Raw genomic sequence first — 20,303 nt, 5'->3', positions numbered from 1 at the left:
AGCGACTGCTCCTTCTCGACGCGGTCGCCGACCTTCACGGCGATTTCGATGACGGGCACATCCTTATAGTCGCCGATGTCCGGCACCTTCACTTCCTGCACGCCGCCCGCCTTTGCAGCGGGGGCCGGCGCCGGGGCCGGCGCCGCGGCGGCTGCGGGCGCCGCCGCGCCATTGCCCTGCGCGGGCTTCGCGGCAGCCGCGCCGCCGCCTTCGCCGTCCAGCAGCACGATCAGCGTACCTTCCGACACCGTATCGCCAAGCTTGACTTTCACTTCCTTGACCGTACCCGACGCCGGGCTCGGCACATCCATCGTCGCCTTGTCGGATTCCAGCGTGACGAGCGACTGTTCTTTCTCGACGGTATCACCCGCCTTAACCAGCACCTCGATTACAGGAATGTCCTTGTAATCGCCGATGTCCGGCACCTTGACTTCGATCGCTTGGCTCATTGTTTTCTGTCTCCAGGGCCGCGCGCACCTCGTCCGTCCGCTTCGGGCGGACGAGGTGCGCATCTTGGGGCTCGCGGGTCGATGCCTTAGACGGTCATCGGGTTGGGTTTGGACGGATCGAGGTTGTACTTCTTCAGCGCGTCGGCCACGACCTTGCGCTCAATCGTACCCTCATCGGCCAGCGCATTCAGCGCAGCGACCGTGGTCCAGTAGCGGTCGACTTCGAAGAAGTGACGCAGCTTCTCGCGCGTATCCGAGCGGCCGAAGCCATCCGTGCCCAGCACGACGAAGCGTTGCGGCACGAACGCGCGAATCTGCTCGACGAGCGCGCGGACATAGTCGGTCGACGCGATCACGGGGCCCTTCGCGTCCTTCAGCAGCGTCTCGACGTGCGACAGCTTCTTCTCGCCGAGCGGGTTCAGCAGGTTCTGACGCTGGACTTCGTGGCCTTCGCGCGCCAGTTCGGTGAAGCTCGGCACGCTCCACAGATCCGACTCGACGCCCCAGTCGTTCTTCAGCAGGTCGGCGGCGGCGATCACTTCGTTGAAGATCGTACCCGCGCCCATCAGCTGGACACGCGGCGCCTTCGCGCTGTCCGCGCCCTTGCGGAACGAGTACATGCCCTTGATGATGTCCTGCGCCACGCCTTCATCTTGCGGAATTGCCGGGTGCTCGTAGTTCTCGTTCATCACCGTGATGTAATAGAACACGTCCTCCTGGTCCTGCACCATGCGGCGCAAGCCGTCCTGCATGATGACGGCGAGTTCGTAGCCGAACGTCGGGTCATAGCTGATGCAGTTCGGCACGGATGCCGCCCACAGCAGCGAGTGGCCGTCTTCGTGCTGCAGGCCTTCGCCGTTGAGCGTCGTGCGGCCCGCCGTGCCGCCCAGCAGGAAGCCGCGCGAGCGCATGTCGCCCGCCGCCCATGCCAGATCGCCGATGCGCTGGAAGCCGAACATCGAGTAGAAGATGTAGAACGGGATCATGATCTCGCCGTGCGTCGAGTACGACGTCGCCGCTGCGATCCAGTCCGACATGCCGCCTGCTTCGTTGATACCTTCCTGAAGGATCTGGCCCGTTTCCGATTCCCTGTAGAACATCAGCTGGTCGGAATCTTCCGGCACGTACTTCTGGCCGTCCTGGTTCCAGATGCCGATCTGTCGGAACAGACCTTCCATGCCGAAGGTGCGCGATTCATCGGGCACGATGGGCACGACGCGCTTGCCGATCGCCTTGTCCTTCAACAGGATATTGAGGATACGGACGAACGCCATCGTCGTCGAAATCTCGCGGCCTTCGCCCGTGCCCTTGAGCAGCGGCTCGAACGCTTCGAGCGCCGGGACGGGCAGCGATTCCGCCTTCTGCCGGCGCGCCGGCAGATAGCCGCCCAGTTCCTGACGGCGGGCGCGCATGTATTCGAGTTCCTTCGAGCCTTCCTCGAACTTCAGGTACGGCACGTGCACGATCTCGTCGTCCGAGATGGGCAGGCGGAACTGGTCGCGGAAGTGCTTGAGCGCCTCCACCTGCATCTTCTTCTGCTGGTGGGTGATGTTCATCGCCTGGCCGGCTTCGCCCATGCCGTAACCCTTGATCGTCTTCGCGAGGATCACCGTCGGCTGGCCCTTCGCCTGCGTCGCCGAGTGGAACGCCGCGTAGATCTTGTGCGGGTCGTGGCCGCCGCGGTTCAGGTTCCAGATGTCGTCGTCGGACCAGTCGGCGACCAGCGCCTTCAGTTCAGGCGTGTTGAAGAAGTGCTCGCGCACAAACGCGCCCGACTCCGACTTGTACGTCTGGTATTCGCCGTCGACGACTTCCATCATCCGGCGCATCAGCACGCCCGACTTGTCGCGCGCGAACAGCGCGTCCCAGCGGCTGCCCCAGATCACCTTGATCACGTTCCAGCCCGCGCCGCGGAACTCGCTTTCGAGTTCCTGAATGATCTTGCCGTTGCCGCGCACTGGGCCGTCCAGACGCTGCAGGTTGCAGTTGATGACGAACACCAGGTTGTCGAGCCGCTCGCGGCCGGCCATGCCGATCGCGCCGAGCGATTCCGGCTCGTCCGTTTCGCCGTCGCCGAGGAACGCCCACACCTTGCGGCCGTCCGTCTTCGCGATGCCGCGCGCCTGCAGGTACTTCATGAAGCGCGCCTGGTAGATCGCCATGATCGGGCCAAGACCCATCGACACCGTCGGGAACTGCCAGAAGTCCGGCATCAGCCACGGGTGCGGATACGACGAGATGCCCTCGCCGCCCACTTCCTGGCGGAAGTTGTCGACCTGCTTGTCGGTCAGACGGCCGAGCAGGAACGCGCGCGAGTAGACGCCGGGCGACGAATGGCCCTGCACGAACACGAGGTCGCCGCCGTGATCTTTCGACGGTGCGTGCCAGAAATGGTTGAAGCCGACGTCGTACAACGTCGCCGCGGATGCAAACGACGCGATATGGCCGCCGACATTGGTTTCCTTACCGGCGCGCAGCACCATCGCCATCGCGTTCCAGCGGGTGTACGAACGGATGCGGTGCTCCACGTCCTGGTCGCCCGGAATCTTCGCCTGATTCGCGACGGGGATCGTGTTGATGTAAGGGGTGTTCGCCGAGAAAGGTAGATGCTCGCCGTGCACACGGGCAAATTCGATCTGCTTTTCGATGAGGTAGTGAGCACGGTCGGGGCCGACAGCAGAAATCACGCCATCTAGCGCTTCCAGCCATTCAGCTGTTTCTTGCGGGTCGCTATCGTCTTTCGTGTTGGCGACGTACTTCATGACTTCGTCAGGTACAGCGGACATGCTCGTCTCCTGGATATGGGAACGCTCTGTGAACAGGCGACGCGGACGAACGTCGACCGCGGCAGCTTCCGGCCGATTGTAATAAGGCCCACAACGCCTGCGCAAGGAAATTTTCGGATTACGAGAGTGTTTCTCATAATGCGGAAAATTGTTGCGGCGCACCCTGGTTGGACTGCCCATCAGCAAGTACGTCGGCTAGTTTGCGCCGAATTGCGTGACTTTCACCTCTTTTTTGCGTCATTTACGTGTCAGCCGCTGCGCTACAATGCGGCCATGTTGACCGATCGGCTTTTCGCACGCTCGGCGCGCTCCGCCGGACCGTCGGCGGACTCGTCGCCGTCTCGCTGGCACCACGGACCGTGGTGGTCGAATTCCTATTTGCTGACGCCGCTCCTGTCGATCCTCGTGTTTCTGGTCGTCATGAGCCTGATTTTGTGGAGCCTGAACCGGCGCGAACAGCAGCAGCAGGAAGACACGCTGTACCGCAACGTCGCGTGGGCGCAGCAGCAGATCCGCCTGTCGATGACGGGCGCGCAAGAACAGTTGCAAGCGCTCGCGCGCGATCTCGCCACGGGGCACTCCGACTCGCATTACTTCCAGGTGTCGACGGCAGACATCATGCAGGGGCATCCCGAGATCCTCTACATGAACTGGTACACGAGCGCGCAGCAGCCGCGCTGGCCGAACAATGCGCTGCCCGTGCTGGGCCAGCGTCTTGCCAAACCCAATGAGCAGCAAATGGACGAGGCCGTCAAGGCCGCGTTCGCCGAAGCGAAAAATACCCGCCGCCAGGTCTACTCGCCGCTGATTTACGACGATGTCGGCAACGGCTACATCACGCTGCAGACTCCCGTCTATCGCGACCGCGATTTTCTCGGCACGATCGCGGCCGTGTTTTCGATCGAAGGGATCCTGAAGCGGGACATCCCGCCGGAGCTATCCGCGAAGTACAAGATCTCGATCATCGACATCAACAACCGCGAGCTCGCCACGACCTCGACGCGCCCGCGCCTGCCGCGCGACGCATACTACGACCTCCCCCTCGATCCGCCCGGCCAGGGCGTGTCGGTGCGCGTGTACGCGTACCCGCAGATGACCAACTTCACGAACAACACGCTCGTGTGGCTGGTCGCGGGCCTGTCGTGCTTCGTGCTGTGGAGTTTGTGGAGCTTGTGGAAGCACACCCGCCAGCGCTTCGAGGCGCAACAGGCGCTGTACGCGGAAGCGTTCTTCCGCCGTGCGATGGAAAACTCGGTGCTGATCGGCATGCGCGTGCTCGACATGCATGGCCGCATCACTCACGTCAACCCCGCGTTCTGCCGGATGACGGGCTGGGACGAGAGCGATCTCGTCGGCAAGAACGCGCCGTTCCCATACTGGCCGCGCGACGCCTACCCCGAGATGCAGCGGCAGCTCGACATGACGCTGCGCGGCAAGGCGCCCTCCTCCGGGTTCGAACTGCGCGTGCGCCGCAAGGACGGGTCGCTCTTCCACGCGCGCCTTTATGTGTCGCCGCTGATCGACAGCTCGGGCCGGCAGACGGGCTGGATGTCGTCGATGACGGACATCACCGAGCCCAAGCGCGCGCGCGAAGAACTCGCCGCCGCGCACGAGCGCTTCACGACGGTGCTCGAAAGCCTCGACGCCGCCGTGTCCGTGCTCGCCGCCGATGAGGCCGAGCTGCTGTTCGCGAACCGCTATTACCGGCACCTGTTCGGCATCCGTCCGGACGGCCATCTCGAACTCGCGGGCGGCGGTGGCGGCTTCGACAGTTCAGCGGCCTCGTCGGATTCGATCGACATGGTCGACGCGTTCGCGGGCCTCCCCGCCGCCGCGCTCACGGAAAGCACCGCCGACGCGCAGGAAGTCTACGTGCAAGGCATCCAGAAGTGGTTCGAAGTGCGCCGCCAGTACATCCAGTGGGTGGACGGCCACCTCGCGCAGATGCAGATCGCGACCGACATCACCTCGCGCAAACAGGCGCAGGAACTCGCGCGCCAGCAGGACGAGAAGCTGCAGTTCACGAGCCGCCTGATGACGATGGGCGAGATGGCGTCGTCGCTCGCTCACGAGCTAAACCAGCCTCTCGCGGCCATCAATAACTATTGCTCTGGAACCGTGGCGCTGGTTAAATCTGGTCGGACAACTCCCGACAACCTGTTACCAGTTCTCGAAAAGACGGCACAGCAGGCGGTTCGGGCCGGCATGATCATCAAGCGCATCCGCGAATTCGTGAAACGCAGCGAACCGAAACGCCAGGCCACCCGTGTCGCCGACATCGTCGCCGACGCCGTGGGCCTTGCCGAAATAGAAGCGCGCAAGCGCCGCATCCGCATCGTGACGGACATGCGTTCGCGCCTGCCCGTCATCTATGTCGACCCGGTGCTGATCGAGCAGGTGCTCGTCAACCTGCTGAAGAACGCCGCGGAAGCCATGCACGATGCGCGGCCCGATGCTGTCGATCCCGTCATTCGCGTGGTCGTCAGGCTCGATTCCGGCTTTGTCTGCATCAGCGTCGTCGACCAGGGTCCGGGCGTCGACGAGGCCACAGCCGAGCGTCTCTTCGAACCGTTTTACAGCACCAAGTCCGACGGCATGGGCATGGGGCTGAACATTTGCCGTTCGATCATCGAATCGCATCGCGGACGCCTGTGGGTGGTGAACAACGTCGAATCCGACGGCCACATCACGGGCGCCACCTTCCATTGCAGTCTGCCTATTGGAGAGCCTGACGGCCTGAGCAACGGCGGGTCCGAGGCGCCGACACCACAAACCGTTACGGGAGAGCTATGAACACCCCAGTTACCACACAGGAAACCGTTTTTGTCGTCGATGACGATGAAGCGGTGCGAGATTCGCTGCGCTGGCTGCTGGAGGCGAACGGCTATCGCGTTCAGTGCTTTTCCAGCGCCGAACAGTTCATCGACGCATGGCAGCCGCATCAGCATCCCGGCCAGATCGCGTGCCTGATCCTCGACGTACGGATGTCGGGCATGAGCGGCCTGGAATTGCAGGAGCGCCTGATCGCCGACAACACGCTGCTCCCGATCATCTTCGTGACGGGCCATGGCGACGTGCCGATGGCCGTATCGACGATGAAAAAAGGCGCGATGGACTTCATCGAAAAACCGTTCGACGAAGCCGAACTGCGCAAGCTCGTCGAGCGCATGCTCGACAAGGCGCGCAGCGAAAGCAGCAGCGTGCAGCAGCAGCGCGCCGCCGCCGAGCGCCTGGGCAAGCTGACGGCGCGCGAGCATCAGGTGCTCGAGCGCATCATCGCGGGCCGCCTGAACAAGCAGATCGCCGACGATCTCGGCATCAGCATCAAGACGGTCGAAGCGCACCGCGCGAACATCATGGAAAAGCTCAACGTGAACACGGTCGCCGACCTGCTGCGTCTCGCGTTGTCTAACAAGCCGCAGCAGGCGCAATAACGCGTCTTTCCTGCGTCTTTCCGCCGTCATCGCGTGATGGCCGCGCCGCGCCTCCGCATGCTCGCCCGCGTTAGCCCGCGCGGGCGCCCAGTGCATCGTTGACGCCATCACGCAGCGCTGCATTCGCAGCGCCTGTCTCGCTTCCCGCCATCTCTTTCCCTTCGCGTTCACGGCTTTTCAGTTCGCGCGCCGCCCGCGTTTCGTTAGTCCTCCCAACTGGGTCGCATCGCGCAGCAAGTCCGCTTTTGACATCGCGCATTGACAGCAGCGGCTTCGCTTCCTAATTTACATACCGAAACTTCCCATACAGTGCCCGATGCTCGACATATTCAGAGCCCGTATGACGGGCGAATCGCTGACCACGATGCGCGCCGCATGCAACCCCCTGCCGGGGACCCCAACGCAGTTTCACGCCGCGCTTGCGCGGCCACTCCACTTCCATTATCAGTCGCCATACGCAGTCGTTCGTTCATCGCTCCGTTGCCACAATACCGTGCCGCGGCGCGTCGGGTCCGCCTGACGGCCGCTGCGCCCATAACGCAGCAAGGAGGTTCTCATCGTGAAACGTTACGGACCGTACAGGCCGCATACGTGGCTCGTCTGCGCGGCGCTTGCCGGCCTGCCGCTCGCAGCCTGCATCGTCGCGCCCGTCGAGGCTGTCGCGCAAACGCCCGCGAAGGTCTCGAACCAGCAACTCGATTCGCTGACGGCGCCCATCGCGCTCTATCCGGACGCGCTGCTCGCCCAGGTGCTGATGGCGTCGACCTTTCCGCAAGACGTCGACGCGGCCGCTGCCTGGTCGAAGGCAAATCCGCAGTACAAGGGCGACGATGCCGTGAAGGCCGTCGCATCGCAGCCGTGGGACCCGAGCGTGCAGTCGCTCGTGGCCTTCCCGCAGGTGCTCGCGACGATGGCCTCGAAGCCCGACTGGGTCACGCAGATCGGCAATGCGTTTCTCGCGCAGCCCAACGACGTGATGGACTCCGTGCAGCGGTTGCGCAAGCAGGCGCAGTCGGCGGGGAATCTGAAGTCGAGCGAGCAGCAGAAGGTGATCGTCGAGCAGAACACGATCCAGATCGAGCCTGCGAATCCGCAAGTGGTCTATGTGCCGACGTACAACCCGACTGTCGTCTATGGCACGTGGCCGTATCCCGCCTATCCGCCCGTCTATGTGCCGCCGCCTCCCGGCTACGCGATCGCGTCGGGCTTCATGACGGGACTTGCATTCGGCGCGGGCGTTGCCGTTGCCAATTCGCTATGGGGCGGCTTCAACTGGAACTCGCACGACGTCAATATCAACGTCAATCGCTATAACAACATCAACGTCAACAATCGCATCAGTTCGAATACGGCAACGACGAACTGGAACCGCAACGCGAATATCAACCGCAATAACGCGAACATCAACCGCAACAACGCCAACTTCAACAACAACAATCTGGGTGCGCAGCGCGACCAGTTCCGCGGGCGCGACGCATCGCGTGCACAGGCCGAGCAGACGCTGCAGGCTCGCACCGGCCAGAATCTGAGCGGCAACGCGAGCCAGCGCGTGCAGAACATCCATCAAGGCGGCGCGAACTCGGCCGAGATCCGCAATAGCGCGCAGAACCTCAACCGCGACAACGCGTTGCGCGGCGCGGGCGACGGCGCGGGCTCGCGACAGGACTTGCAGCGCGGCCAATCGAGCCGCCAGTCGCTTGCGAGCAACGGCAGCGGCGGCAACCGGCTCGGCGCGGGCGGCGGCGGGCAGCAGTTCGGTGGAGGACAGGCGGGAGGCGGCCGGGTTGGCGCAGGCGGCGCAGGCCAGCCGGGCAGCTTTAATGGCGGCGGTGGCGGTGGCGGTGGCGGTGGCAACTTCGGTGGTGGACGCGGCGGCGGTGGCGGCGGGCATCAGTTCCACCGCCGCTAGATGGGACGATCGACAGCAGCTATAAGGAGGCACACATGATCCGCAATTCGAAACGCGGCGCACTGCGCGCCCCGCACCCGGCGCACCTGCTGCCGTCGCGCGCGGTCCCCTCGCGCGTCGCCTTCGCGCTCGGTGCAGTCGCGGCTGCCGCTCTGCTCGCCGTTGCGCCGCCCGTCACCGCTCAGGCCGTCTATCCGACGCCCGAGGCGGCCGCCGACGCATTCACCAGCGCGCTCGCGACCAACGACCATCCGGCGATGGAAAAAGTGCTCGGCAAGAACTACGGCCGCTATATTCCGACCACCAATATCGGCGAGGACGACATCTATGCGTTCCTCGGGCAATGGGCGAAAGGCCATCGGATCGTCGATGATCCCGCTTTGCGCCACGGCCACAAGAGCGTGCATCTCGCCGTCGGCGACGACGGCTGGACGTTGCCGATTCCCATCGTGCAAACGGCGCGCGGCTGGCAGTTCAACACGCCCGCCGCCACCGACGAGATGCTCACGCGCCGTATCGGCCGCAACGAACGCGCGGCGATCCTCACGTCGCTCGCGTACATCGATGCGCAAAACGACTACCGCAACCAGATGCAGCATTACGCGCTGAAGTTCATCAGCTCCCCCGGCAAGCACGACGGGCTCTACTGGCCCACGGCGCCCGGCGAGCCCGATAGCCCGCTCGGGCCGCTCGCCGCCACGATGACGCATCAGATCGCGCCGGGCGAGGCGTATCACGGCTATCACTTCCGCATCCTCACGTCGCAGGGCGCGAACGCCGACGGCGGCGCGCAGAACTATCTGCAGGACGGCGTACTGTCAAAGGGCTTCGGACTCGTCGCCTGGCCGGCGGAATATGGCAAGACGGGCGTGATGAGTTTCATCGTCAACCAGAACGGACAGGTCTACCAGAAGAATCTCGGACCGCAAACGGCGCACGCGGCCGACGCGATCACGTCGTTCAACCCCGATTCTTCATGGCAGCCGACACGGCCTTGAGAACGCGGTGAAAGCGGCGCGGCGGCTTTCGCAGCGCATCTGCTGGCCCGATACCGCCCGTCACGAGGCCGCGCACTCCGCTACGGCAACCGCTTGGGTCGACCGCCGCGCCCACTTGCTACCCACGCTTATACCCCTTCGAAGACCAACCGATCCCGGCCCCGACGGTATAATGTCGAGCTTCGCTGCGGCGCGGTTTTCGCGCCGGGCGCTTTGCGGCACGCGACCCGTTCCTGCCTTCGAGCGCCATGCGTGCGAACGCGACGGTCATCACAGCAAGGCCTCGCGAGCGCGCGTGCAGCACGCGCGGCATGCGCGCCAACGTGATTGCACGCCGCGCGCCTGTGCCCGCCTCGCCCGCATTCCGAACAGCCTTTCTCGACCGACCATGACAGCCAAACTGATCGACGGCACCGCCCTCTCGAAGACCCTGCGCGCCGACGTCGCCACGCGCGCCGCCGCCCTCACCGCCCGCGGACATCAGCCGGGTCTTGCCGTCGTGCTCGTCGGCGACAATCCGGCGAGCGAGGTCTACGTCCGCAACAAGGTGAAAGCTTGCCAGGACAACGGACTGTTCTCGTCGTACGACCGCTATCCCGCCACGATGTCGGAAGCCGATCTGCTCGCGCGCATCGACGCACTCAACCGCGACCCGAAGACTCACGGCATCCTCGTCCAGTTACCGCTGCCCGCGCATATCGACAGCCATAAGGTGATCGAGGCGATCGCGCCTGAAAAGGATGTCGACGGCTTTCATGTCGCGAATGCGGGTGCGCTGATGACGGGCAAGCCGCTCTTTCGCCCGTGCACGCCGTATGGCGTGATGAAAATGTTCGAAGCCCACGGCATCGCGTTGAAGGGTGCGAACGCCGTCGTGATCGGACGCTCGAACATCGTCGGCAAGCCGATGGCGATGCTGCTGCTGCAGGCGGACGCCACCGTCACGGTCTGCCACAGCAAGACGCGCGATATCGGCGCCTACACGCGCGAGGCCGATGTCGTCGTGGTCGCGACGGGCCTGCGCAACACGCTCACAGCCGATATGGTGAAGCCCGGCGCGGCCGTGATCGACGTCGGCATGAATCGCGACGAGAACGGCAAGCTGTGCGGCGACGTCGACTTTGCGAACGTCAAGGAAGTGGCCGGCTATATCACGCCCGTGCCGGGCGGCGTCGGCCCGATGACGATCACGATGCTGCTCGTCAACACCATCGAAGCCGCCGAGCGCGCGGCGGGCAACGCCTGAAGGACATGTCTGTGGGCTTGAGGCGGGCTTGAGGCGCGCTTGGTGCGCGCTCAGCGAGCCTCAAGCGAAGGCTCTAAAGAGGCCTCCGGCAGACTTCAGGCACGCTTCCGATAGACTTCCCGCAGATTTCAGGCGAGATTCAACGCGGCGGCCAGCGCACGGCAACGTCCGCCACCGTCGCGGGTGCCGTCTCGCGCTTGCCATTGCGCTTGCCTTCGTGCTCGCGCTTGTCAGCCGCTCGACGCGCGAAGCGGACGCGGCACCCGCTCATACGGGAGGGACGTTCGATCCAGCGCGGCGAGAACGCCGCCAACGCAACGATGAACGGCGCGCTGAGGAGAATCGACAGCATCGGCGGCATGCGCGGCGCAAGCGCCGCCACGCACTACTGAACCATGAACCCATCCAGATAGATCGCGTACGAGTAGAACGCGCGGCGCACGCGGACGATTCAACGATGCGCGAGAATAGCCGTCGCGACCGTTCGCTTGCCCACTTCTGGTTTTGGCACACATTCGGCTGAGCCCGCCGCCGCTGCGTATTGGCGGCAGTTCTGATAATTTGTGCTGCAATCTGGCTGAATATCGGCTGAATATCAGCTGGAAATGGCGAACAGCGCCCCAACATGCGCTACATGGCGCCGCCGGGCGCACGCGTGCGGCCCGCGTGCTGCCCACGTGCGATGCGGCGCCGTTTCAGTTCCTGGCCCGGCTGAGCGTCAACCGGGCTTCTACTTACCGCGTCAGACAGGAAGCATCATGTCCACCTCTCAATCGACATCCGACAATCCGCTCCTCGATTTCTCCGATCTGCCGCGCTTTGGCGAGATCCGCCCCGAACACGTGACGCCTGCCCTCGATGTGCTGCTCGCGAATGCGAACGCCGCCGTCGATCGCGCAAGCGAGCCGTCGACGCCCGCGTCCTGGGCCGACGTCGTCGAGCCCGTCGAACGCGCGACGGAGCCGCTGTCGCGCGCGTGGGGCGTGATCGGCCACCTTAACGCCGTGGCGGATACGCCCGAGCTGCGCGCCGTCTATGGCGAGAACCTGCCGCGCGTCACCGAATTCTGGTCGAGCGTCGGACAGAATCTGGCGCTCTACGAGAAGTACAAGACAATCGCAGCCAGCAGCGACTTCGAATCGCTGACGGGCGAGCGCAAAAAGATTCTCGACAACTCGCTGCGTGACTTCCGGCTGTCGGGCGCGGAATTGCCTGAAGATCAGAAGCCGCGTTTCGCCGAACTGCAGGAACGCCAGGCGGCGCTGTCGAAGGCATTCTCGGACCATGTGCTCGACGCGACGAACGCGTACGCCTACATTGCCGAAAGCGACGATGAACTGGCGGGGCTGCCCGAAGACGTGATCGCCGCCGCGCGCGAAGCGGCCGAGCGCGATCTCAAGAGCGGCTGGAAGTTCACGCTGCATTTCCCGTCGTACTTCCCGGTCATGCAGTACTCGGAAAACCGCGCGATGCGCGAAACGATGTATCGCGCCTACGTGACGCGCGCATCGGAGCTCGGACCGCAATACGGCAAGGGCAACGCCGACTGGGACAACACCGCGAACATCGCCGAAAGCCTGAAGCTGCGCGAAGAAGAAGCGCACATGCTGGGCTACAGGAACTTCGCGGAAGTGTCGCTCGCGCCGAAGATGGCCGAATCGCCAGAACAGGTGATGGCCTTCCTCGATGACCTCGCGACCCGCGCCCGTCCGCATGCCGAGCACGACTGGAAGGAGTTGCGCGACTTCGCCGCGAGCGAGCTGGCCCTGAGCGAACTCCAGCCGTGGGACGTCGCGTTTGCCGCCGAGCGCCTGCGTCAGAAGCGCTACTCGTTCTCCGAGAACGAGGTGAAGCAGTACTTCCCTGAAGACACGGTGCTCAAAGGCCTGTTCAAGGTCACGGAGACGCTCTTCGACGTGAAGATCCGCCGCGACGAAGCCGCGACCTGGCATCCCGACGTGCGCTTCTTCCGTGTCGAGAATCAGGACGGCGGCCTCGTCGCGCAGTTCTATCTGGACCTCTACGCACGCGAAGGCAAGCGCGGCGGCGCGTGGATGGACGATGCCCGCTCGCGCCGCAAGCCCGTCAACGGCGCGGTGCAAACGCCCGTCGCGTATCTGACGTGCAACTTCTCGGCGCCCGTCGGCGGCAAGCCCGCATGCTTCACGCACGATGAAGTCATCACGCTGTTCCACGAATTCGGCCACGGACTGCATCACATGCTGACGCGCGTCGACGAACTCGGCGTGTCCGGCATCAACGGTGTCGAATGGGATGCCGTCGAGTTGCCGTCGCAATTCATGGAGAACTTCTGCTGGGAATGGGATGTGCTGAGCGACATGACGTCGCACGTCGACACCGCCAAGCCGCTGCCACGCGATCTGTTCGACAAGATGCTCGCCGCGAAGAACTTCCAGAGCGGTCTGGGCACGCTGCGCCAGATCGTGTTCTCGATGTTCGACATGAAGCTGCACGTCGACTTCGACACGTCCGGTGCCAGGAGCGCGAACGACCTCGCACGCGAAATCAACGAGCGCTTCCACGTGATTCCACAGGCGGCGTTCTCGCGCTGGCCGAACACGTTCAGCCACATCTTCGCGGGTGGGTATGCCGCGGGTTACTACAGCTATAAGTGGGCCGAAGTGCTGTCCGCCGATGCGTACGCGGCGTTCGAGGAAGCAGCGCAGTCCGGCAAGGGCAGCGTGCTCGACGTCGCGACGGGCACGCGCTATCGCAAGGAGATTCTCGAAGTGGGCGGCAGCCGTCCCGCGATGGAATCGTTCAAGGCGTTCCGTGGCCGCGAGCCGAATATCGATGCGCTGTTGCGCCACAACGGGATGGCGCCGGACGCGGTGCCGGGCACTGCGCATTGATAGCGCGCGCGGTTGTCAGCGCGGTTGTCAGCGCGGTAGTTCGCGCGTCTGTTGAAACGCGCGCGCGTTGATGTCGTGCACCGAGGTCAGCGGCGCTGCGCACTGACGCACGGCCCTGCCCGTGATACATCGAAGCGCGCGCTCACGCGTCGCACTTCGATGCAGGCTCTTGCCACCTCCACCAGGCGGGTTCGGGTTTCCGAACCCGCTTTTTTCATGCGCGATGCAGCTTGAAGTCCACTTCCGTCGGCCGCCCTTCCAGCGACAGCGCCGCCCGTGCCGCTGGCGAACGGCTCACGACTTTCCCGCGACTCACGACGACCAGCCGGGCCGCGCGCAAGCGCATCGCCTCGACGGCATCGCGCGCGTCGAGCACGACGAGATTTGCATCGCATCCCGGCGCAATGCCATAGCGTTCGAAACCAAGAATACGCGCCGCATTCACCGTGACGGCGTCGAAGCAAGCATGCATGGCGTCGATGCCCGTCATCTGTGCGACGTGCAGCCCCATGTGCGCGACTTCGAGCATGTCGCCCGACCCCAGGCTATACCACGGGTCCATCACACAGTCGTGGCCAAACGCGACGTCGATCCCCGCCGCGAGCATCTCCGGCACACGTGTCATCCCGCGCCGCTTCGGATAGGTGTCCGAGCGTCCTTGCAGCGTGATGTTGATGAGGGGATTCGCAATGGCCGCGACGCCCGCTTCACGCATCAACGGCAGCAGCTTGCTGACGTAGTAGTTGTCCATCGAATGCATCGACGTCAGATGCGAGCCCGCCACGCGGCCCTGCATGCCGAGCCGGTGCGCCTGCGCCGCAAGCGTTTCGACGTGGCGCGACATCGGATCGTCCGATTCGTCGCAATGCATGTCGACGCGCAAGCCCTTTTGCGCCGCGAACTCGCATAGCAAACGCACCGACTCCGCGCCGTCCGCCATCGTGCGTTCGAAATGCGGAATGCCGCCGACCACATCGACACCCATCCCGATTGCGCGCTTGAGATTCTCGAACGCGCCTTGGCTGCGCAGCAAACCGTCTTGCGGAAACGCGACCAGTTGCAGGTCCATGTAAGGCGCCACGCGGCGCTTCACTTCGAGCAGCGCTTCGACGGCAAGCAGACGCGCGTCGCACACGTCGACGTGCGTGCGAATCGCCAGCAGCCCGCGCGCGACAGCCCAGTCGCAGTACTGGAGCGCGCGCTCGACGAGCGCCTGTTGCGTCAGATGCGGCTTGAGCTCGCCCCATAGCGCGATGCCTTCGAGCAAGGTGCCCGACGCGTTGACGCGCGGCAAACCATACGACAGCGTCGCATCCATATGGAAATGCGCATCGACGAACGGCGGCGTGACGAGCGAGCCGTGCGCGTCGATTTCTTCGCGAGCGGCGGCGGACAGCTTCGGCTCAACGGCCACGATGCGGCCATGTTCGATGCCGATATCGACAGGGCCATGCGGTTGTGCGGCGCTGCGCGGCAATGCGGCACGGCGGATGATCAGGTCCATGGGTGGCTCCTTTGCATGACCCCGATTCTATCGGCGGAAGAAATGCGTGTGGAGCTATCTGGCATCGTCGCGAAGGCATAGGACAAACGACGGTACCGTACTGGGCCACGGCCAGTCATCCGTATCGTTGATCGCTGGTTGCCGCAGCCTATACTCTTCTGCGCAACGACGAATGCACAAGGAAGCGACATGAAGACGATAGGCGTGATCGGGGGAATGAGCTGGGAGTCGTCGGCCGAGTATTACAGACTGCTGAACCGGCACGCGAAGGCGCGCCTTGGCGGCCATCACAACGCGCGCAGCCTGATGCTCACCGTCGACTTCGCGCCTGTCGAGGCCCATCAGCGCGCCGGCGACTGGCACGCGCTCGGCGAACAGATGGCCGACGCCGCGCGGCAACTGGAGCGCGGCGGCGCGGCGCTCGTGCTGCTTGCGACCAACACGATGCATCGCGTGTGCGAAGCCATCGAGGCGGCGATTACGGTTCCCTTTCTGCACATCGCCGACCCGACGGGCGAAGCGCTGCGCGCAGAGGGTATCGAGCGCGTCGGGTTGCTGGGCACGCGCTATACAATGGAGCAGACGTTTTACGCGGGCCGCCTGCGCGAGCGCTTCGGGCTCGACACGTTGATTCCCGATGACGCGGGCCGCGCGCACGTGCATCGGATCATCTACGACGAGTTGTGCCACGGCGTCGTCGAGCCGCGTTCACGCGCGATCTATTGCGACGTCATCGATGAATTGAGGGCACGCGGCGCGCAGGCCGTGATTCTTGGCTGCACGGAAATCACGCTGCTGATCAAGCAGGAACACTCCACGTTGCCCGTGTTCGATACGACTGCGCTGCATGCGCAACGGGCCGTCGATTGGGCGATCGAGGCCGACCATCCATAACGCGTGCAGCGCTCCCGGTGGAAGAAGATAAAAAATCCGGTCAAATGTTTGACGTGCGCACGATGTGTCCGTACAATTCGCCTCCTCTGACGCGGGGTGGAGCAGTCTGGCAGCTCGTCGGGCTCATAACCCGAAGGTCGTAGGTTCAAATCCTACCCCCGCAACCAGTTTAGAAGGCATCGTGTCCTGCTCCACACGGCCTCGAGCAATCAAGCCCGCACCGCCTCAAGCGTTGCGGGCTTTTGCTTTTTTGCCTATGCACGATGCCGTACTGAGCGCCCCTGCCCGATCGCGGTAAGATTCCATCCAGCACCGGATACAACGAGAACGAGCGATGAAATTAGCCACGTGGAACGTGAACTCACTGAAGGTCCGTCAGCAGCATGTGATCGACTGGCTCGAACTCAGCCAGACCGACGTGCTATGCCTCCAGGAACTGAAACTGCCCGACGAAAAATTTCCGCGCGCCGACCTCGAAGCGAAGGGCTATCGCAGCTGGTTCGCCGGGCAGAAGACCTATAACGGCGTGGGCATCCTCGTGCGCGACGGCGTGAACGTCGACGAAGGCAGCATCGTACGCAACATCCCCGGCTTCGACGATTCGCAGCAGCGCGTGATTGCCGCCACCATCGAAGGCGTGCGCGTGATCTCCGCGTACTTCCCGAACGGCCAGGCGCCCGGCACCGACAAGTTCGCCTACAAGCTGCGCTGGCTCGATGCGCTGCACGACTGGATCGCAGGCGAGCTTGCGCAGTATCCGAAGCTCGCATTGCTCGGCGACTACAACATCGCGCCCGAAGACCGCGACGTGCACGACCCGAAGGCGTGGGAAGGACAGAACCTCGTGTCGCCCGAAGAGCGCACGCAGTTCAACCGGCTGGTCGACCTCGGCCTCGTCGACTCGTTCCGGCTCTTCGAGCAGCCCGAGAAGACCTTTACCTGGTGGGATTACCGGATGCTCGCGTTCCGCCGCAATGCCGGCTTGCGCATCGACCATATCCTGCTGTCAAAGCCGCTCGCCGCCAGCTGCACGCATTGCGACGTCGATAAGACGCCGCGCAAGTGGGATCAGCCTTCGGACCACGCGCCCGTCATTGCGCTCACGGAATAAGCGCCCGCGTATGTGAATAGCGGCTCGATGGCGCGTGGCGCCGTCGAGCCGCTTCGTTTTGACGCCAGCCACCGCGCGGCGGCCGGATGCTTCAGCGCTCAAGGTTCGAGATTCAACTCCTGAATCTTGCGCGTGATCGTATTGCGTCCGATGCCAAGACGCTCCGCCGCTTCCACCTTGCGTCCGCGTGTGAAATCGAGCGCTTCGCGAATCACGGCCGCTTCGAAACGGCGCGACAGTTCGTCCATCACATCGGCGGCGTTCTCGCGCAGCAGCTTCGCGACTTCCGTGCGCAGGCCGCTTTCCCATGCAGCGACGACCGGCATCCCCGCGCCACCCTGCATGACGGGCACGCCGGGAATCGCGGCGACGCCGTTCGCCGCGCCGCTGCTCCCCGACGCAGCATCGATGGACGGCGAGCCGCCCGGCGTCGCAAACTCCGTCCCGCCCTGCTGCGCCGACACGAGATCCGGCGGCAAGTCCTTGATCTCGATCGTCTGCGCGGGCGCCATCACGGTCAGCCAGTTCGCAAGATTTTCGAGCTGACGCACGTTGCCCGGAAACGGCAGCGACGTCAGATAGGCCAAGGCTTCATCCGATACGCGCTTGGGCTCGACGCCGAGATCGCGCGCGCTCTTTTGCAGGAAATGGCGCGTGAGCAGCGGAATGTCTTCGCTGCGTTCGCGCAACGCGGGCAGGCGCAAGCGGATCACATTCAGCCGGTGATACAGGTCCTCGCGGAACAGCCCTTGCCGCACGCGCGATTCGAGATTCTGGTGCGTCGCGGCGATCACGCGCACGTTCGCGCGCAGCGGGTTGTGCCCGCCCACGCGATAGAACTGGCCGTCGGACAGCACGCGCAACAGACGCGTCTGCAGATCGAACGGCATATCGCCGATTTCATCGAGAAACAGCGTGCCGTTCTCAGCCTGCTCGAAGCGACCCTGGCGCATCGCCTGCGCGCCGGTGAATGCACCGCGCTCGTGACCAAACAGTTCGGATTCCAGCAGATCTTTCGGAATCGCCGCCGTGTTGAGCGCGATGAACGGGCCGTTCGCGCGTGGGCTATGTCGGTGCAAAGCGCGCGCGACAAGTTCCTTACCGGTGCCTGATTCGCCCGTAATGAGCACGGTGGCCGCCGAATGCGACAGGCGGCCGATCGCGCGGAACATGTCCTGCATCGCGGGCGCCTGGCCGAGCATCTCGGGCGCTTCGGCGACGCGATCGTCCCACGGGTGCTCGCCGCGCACGCTTTCGTCGACGGCGCGGCGGATCAGTTCAACGGCCTTGTCGACGTCGAACGGTTTCGCGAGATATTCGAACGCGCCGCCCTGGAACGCGGCCACGGCGCTGTCGAGATCCGAGAACGCCGTCATGATGATGACGGGCAAGCCCGGCACGCGGTCGCGCACGGTCTGCAACAGTTCGAGCCCGGAGCCGCCCGGCATCCTGATGTCTGAGACGAGCACTTGCGGGCTATCGTGTTCCAGTGCGCCTGCGGCTTCGCGTACGTTCGCGAAGCTGCGCGTCGCGAAGTTCTCGCGTGCGAGTGCCTTTTCGAGCACCCAGCGGATCGATTGATCGTCGTCTACTATCCAGATCGGCTTCATATAGGTCCGTCAGAAGTCTTGTGTTGCGTGTGGTGTTAGCAGTCGAGCGGCAACAGGATCTGAAACTCAGTGTGACCCGGACGGCTCTCCACTTCGATCATGCCGTCGTGTTGTTGCACGAAGGTCTGCGCGAGCGTGAGGCCAAGGCCGCTGCCATCCTCGCGCCCCGATACGAGCGGATAGAAGATGCGATCGCGTATGTCCTCCGGGATGCCGGGTCCGTTGTCGACAATATGCAAGTCCAGTGCCAGCTTGCAAAGTCGTTTAGCGATGGTCACCTTGCGCGCGACGCGCGTGCGCAACTCGATGCGCGCATCGCCCTGTGAAATGCGCTCGCGCAACGCTTCGGCCGCATTGCGCACGATGTTCAGCAGCGCCTGGATCAACTGTTCCTTGTCGCCGCGCAGATCGGGCACGCTCACGTCGTAGTCGCGCTCGATCGTGAGGCCGCGCGGAAACTCCGCGAGGATCACGGCGCGCACGCGCTCGCACACCTCATGAATATTCACGTCGCCGACGATATGCGGATGACGGTGCGGTTCGAGCAGCCTGTCGACGAGCGTTTGCAGACGGTCCGATTCCTTGATGACGACCTGCGTGTACTCGCGCAGCTCGTCGCGCTCGCGCACACCAAGTTCGAATTCGAGCAGTTGCGCCGCGCCGCGTATGCCGCCGAGCGGATTCTTGATCTCATGCGCGAGATTGCGGATCAACTGTTTGTTGACGGCAGTGAGATCGTGAATGCGCTCTTCGCGGTCGGAGCGCAGATGCCGCTCGTTCTCGAAGAGTTCGAGCAGCACGTAATCTTGCGCGCTCTCCAGAAAGCCGACGACGGCATGCACGTGCAGCGGCTCGTGGCCTGGGCGCTCGAGGACGGCATCCAGATGCGTCGCGTGAAAACGGTGCGCGGCGATCGCGGCAATGGTCGCCGTGAGTTCTTCGCCGTTCGAGAAGATGTCGGGCCACGCCATCTGCGTCAGTTGCCGGCGCGACATTTCGAGCATCGACTCCGCCGACGGATTCGCGAACGCGACGCGCAGCGTTCGCTTGTCGAGCACGAGCACGACAGTGGGCAGCGCCTCGAAGCCCGGCAGCAAACCGGACTCGACGAGTTGCGCATCGTCCGACAGTGCGTCGGCATGCCCTTTTCTGGCCTTGATCAGGTTCTTCAATACCATCTTGCAGTCGTGTCTCGATAGCCTTGCGTGGGACGGGAGTAACCGTTAAAGCGCCGACTCCCGTCGACAGGAGAGGGTGAGGCGGGCTTCATCGCACGCGATTCAATACGGGTGCAACAAAACAGTCACGACGTTCGATCCAACGAAAAAGGGACGGCGCCGCCGTCCCTTCATGACCGATCGCAGCGTCGGGGCGTTCGCCTGCCCGCATGTGCGAGCAAGGCGCAGCGCCTCTTACAGCGAGTAGTACAGTTCGAATTCGACCGGGTGCGTGGTCATACGCACGCGTTGCAGTTCGCCTTCCTTCAGTT

14 protein-coding genes and 1 tRNA gene are annotated in these 20,303 nt (G+C 64.0%); 9 read left to right on the top strand and 6 right to left on the bottom strand.

Annotated features, from left to right (window positions below):
* Both J8I87_RS44955 and aceE read right to left on the bottom strand, forming a co-directional pair.
* On the bottom strand, positions 1-449 hold a 449-nt coding region (locus tag J8I87_RS44955), incomplete at its 3' end, for a biotin/lipoyl-containing protein (RefSeq protein ID WP_313065944.1).
* Positions 450-535: 86 nt separating this feature from the next.
* Positions 536-3,235 (bottom strand): pyruvate dehydrogenase (acetyl-transferring), homodimeric type, encoded by a 2,700-nt coding sequence (gene aceE, locus J8I87_RS26020; protein ID WP_209934918.1) that lies wholly within the window; start codon positions 3,233-3,235, stop codon positions 536-538.
* A 273-nt stretch (positions 3,236-3,508) separates the two neighbouring features.
* Between aceE and fixL the strand changes: the two genes are divergently transcribed.
* The 5 genes from fixL to folD all read left to right on the top strand — a co-directional run bounded on the left by fixL (position 3,509) and on the right by folD (position 10,822).
* Positions 3,509-6,028, top strand: a complete 2,520-nt coding sequence (gene fixL / locus J8I87_RS26015; protein WP_209934917.1) for an oxygen sensor histidine kinase FixL — start codon at positions 3,509-3,511, stop codon at positions 6,026-6,028.
* Positions 6,025-6,669, top strand: a complete 645-nt coding sequence (gene fixJ, locus J8I87_RS26010) for an oxygen response regulator transcription factor FixJ (protein WP_007586834.1) — start codon at positions 6,025-6,027, stop codon at positions 6,667-6,669. Before fixL ends, fixJ begins: the two co-directional genes overlap by 4 nt.
* Before the next feature lie 559 nt (positions 6,670-7,228).
* The gene (locus J8I87_RS26005; protein WP_209934916.1) at positions 7,229-8,578 is read left to right on the top strand and encodes a DUF3300 domain-containing protein; all 1,350 of its coding nucleotides are present in this window, start codon (positions 7,229-7,231) and stop codon (positions 8,576-8,578) included.
* 35 nt (positions 8,579-8,613) lie between these two features.
* Positions 8,614-9,576: a DUF2950 domain-containing protein gene (locus J8I87_RS26000; protein ID WP_209934915.1), complete on the top strand. Its 963-nt coding sequence runs from the start codon at positions 8,614-8,616 to the stop codon at positions 9,574-9,576.
* 388 nt (positions 9,577-9,964) lie between these two features.
* The gene (folD, locus tag J8I87_RS25995; protein ID WP_209934913.1) at positions 9,965-10,822 is read left to right on the top strand and encodes a bifunctional methylenetetrahydrofolate dehydrogenase/methenyltetrahydrofolate cyclohydrolase FolD; all 858 of its coding nucleotides are present in this window, start codon (positions 9,965-9,967) and stop codon (positions 10,820-10,822) included.
* A gap of 139 nt (positions 10,823-10,961) precedes the next feature.
* Here the strand turns inward: folD and J8I87_RS25990 are convergent, their stop codons facing one another.
* Entirely contained in the window at positions 10,962-11,174 is a 213-nt protein-coding gene (locus J8I87_RS25990; RefSeq protein ID WP_245254169.1) for a hypothetical protein, read from the bottom strand.
* A gap of 406 nt (positions 11,175-11,580) precedes the next feature.
* On the opposite strand from J8I87_RS25990, the gene J8I87_RS25985 reads away from it, so the two are divergent.
* Entirely contained in the window at positions 11,581-13,695 is a 2,115-nt protein-coding gene (locus J8I87_RS25985; protein WP_209934912.1) for a M3 family metallopeptidase, read from the top strand.
* Between the two features lie 214 nt (positions 13,696-13,909).
* On the opposite strand, the gene J8I87_RS25980 is transcribed toward J8I87_RS25985, so the two are convergent.
* Positions 13,910-15,199: an amidohydrolase family protein gene (locus tag J8I87_RS25980; RefSeq protein WP_209934911.1), complete on the bottom strand. Its 1,290-nt coding sequence runs from the start codon at positions 15,197-15,199 to the stop codon at positions 13,910-13,912.
* Between the two features lie 189 nt (positions 15,200-15,388).
* On the opposite strand from J8I87_RS25980, the gene J8I87_RS25975 reads away from it, so the two are divergent.
* The 3 genes from J8I87_RS25975 to xth all read left to right on the top strand — a co-directional run bounded on the left by J8I87_RS25975 (position 15,389) and on the right by xth (position 17,204).
* Complete coding sequence (locus tag J8I87_RS25975; RefSeq protein ID WP_209934909.1) at positions 15,389-16,093, top strand: aspartate/glutamate racemase family protein; 705 nt, start codon at positions 15,389-15,391, stop codon at positions 16,091-16,093.
* A gap of 90 nt (positions 16,094-16,183) precedes the next feature.
* Positions 16,184-16,260, top strand: a tRNA-Met gene (locus J8I87_RS25970).
* 167 nt (positions 16,261-16,427) lie between these two features.
* A complete protein-coding gene (gene xth, locus J8I87_RS25965; protein ID WP_209934908.1) occupies positions 16,428-17,204 on the top strand; it encodes an exodeoxyribonuclease III in 777 nt (258 codons plus the stop codon).
* Between the two features lie 98 nt (positions 17,205-17,302).
* Here xth and ntrC read toward each other — a convergent pair whose 3' ends face one another.
* Together ntrC and glnL are read right to left on the bottom strand one after the other, a co-directional pair.
* Positions 17,303-18,814, bottom strand: coding sequence for a nitrogen regulation protein NR(I) (gene ntrC / locus J8I87_RS25960; protein WP_209934907.1), 1,512 nt, complete (start codon positions 18,812-18,814; stop codon positions 17,303-17,305).
* A gap of 35 nt (positions 18,815-18,849) precedes the next feature.
* On the bottom strand, positions 18,850-19,992 hold the full coding sequence (gene glnL / locus J8I87_RS25955) for a nitrogen regulation protein NR(II) (RefSeq protein ID WP_209934906.1): 1,143 nt from the start codon (positions 19,990-19,992) through the stop codon (positions 18,850-18,852).
* Positions 19,993-20,303 lie beyond the last annotated feature (311 nt).

Origin of the sequence: Paraburkholderia sp. LEh10, assembly GCF_017814945.1 — a bacterium.
GTDB lineage: Bacteria > Pseudomonadota > Gammaproteobacteria > Burkholderiales > Burkholderiaceae > Paraburkholderia.
This window is presented reverse-complemented; position numbering and strand designations above follow the sequence as displayed.

Coding starts and splice junctions, on each gene's coding strand:
- glnL (WP_209934906.1), bottom strand. CDS start 19,992: ATGGTATTGAAGAACCTGATCAAGGCCAGAAAAGGGCATGCCGACGCA.
- fixL (WP_209934917.1), top strand. CDS start 3,509: ATGTTGACCGATCGGCTTTTCGCACGCTCGGCGCGCTCCGCCGGACCG.
- J8I87_RS25975 (WP_209934909.1), top strand. CDS start 15,389: ATGAAGACGATAGGCGTGATCGGGGGAATGAGCTGGGAGTCGTCGGCC.
- J8I87_RS26000 (WP_209934915.1), top strand. CDS start 8,614: ATGATCCGCAATTCGAAACGCGGCGCACTGCGCGCCCCGCACCCGGCG.
- xth (WP_209934908.1), top strand. CDS start 16,428: ATGAAATTAGCCACGTGGAACGTGAACTCACTGAAGGTCCGTCAGCAG.
- folD (WP_209934913.1), top strand. CDS start 9,965: ATGACAGCCAAACTGATCGACGGCACCGCCCTCTCGAAGACCCTGCGC.
- J8I87_RS25985 (WP_209934912.1), top strand. CDS start 11,581: ATGTCCACCTCTCAATCGACATCCGACAATCCGCTCCTCGATTTCTCC.
- J8I87_RS25990 (WP_245254169.1), bottom strand. CDS start 11,174: ATGCTGTCGATTCTCCTCAGCGCGCCGTTCATCGTTGCGTTGGCGGCG.
- ntrC (WP_209934907.1), bottom strand. CDS start 18,814: ATGAAGCCGATCTGGATAGTAGACGACGATCAATCGATCCGCTGGGTG.
- fixJ (WP_007586834.1), top strand. CDS start 6,025: ATGAACACCCCAGTTACCACACAGGAAACCGTTTTTGTCGTCGATGAC.
- aceE (WP_209934918.1), bottom strand. CDS start 3,235: ATGTCCGCTGTACCTGACGAAGTCATGAAGTACGTCGCCAACACGAAA.
- J8I87_RS25980 (WP_209934911.1), bottom strand. CDS start 15,199: ATGGACCTGATCATCCGCCGTGCCGCATTGCCGCGCAGCGCCGCACAA.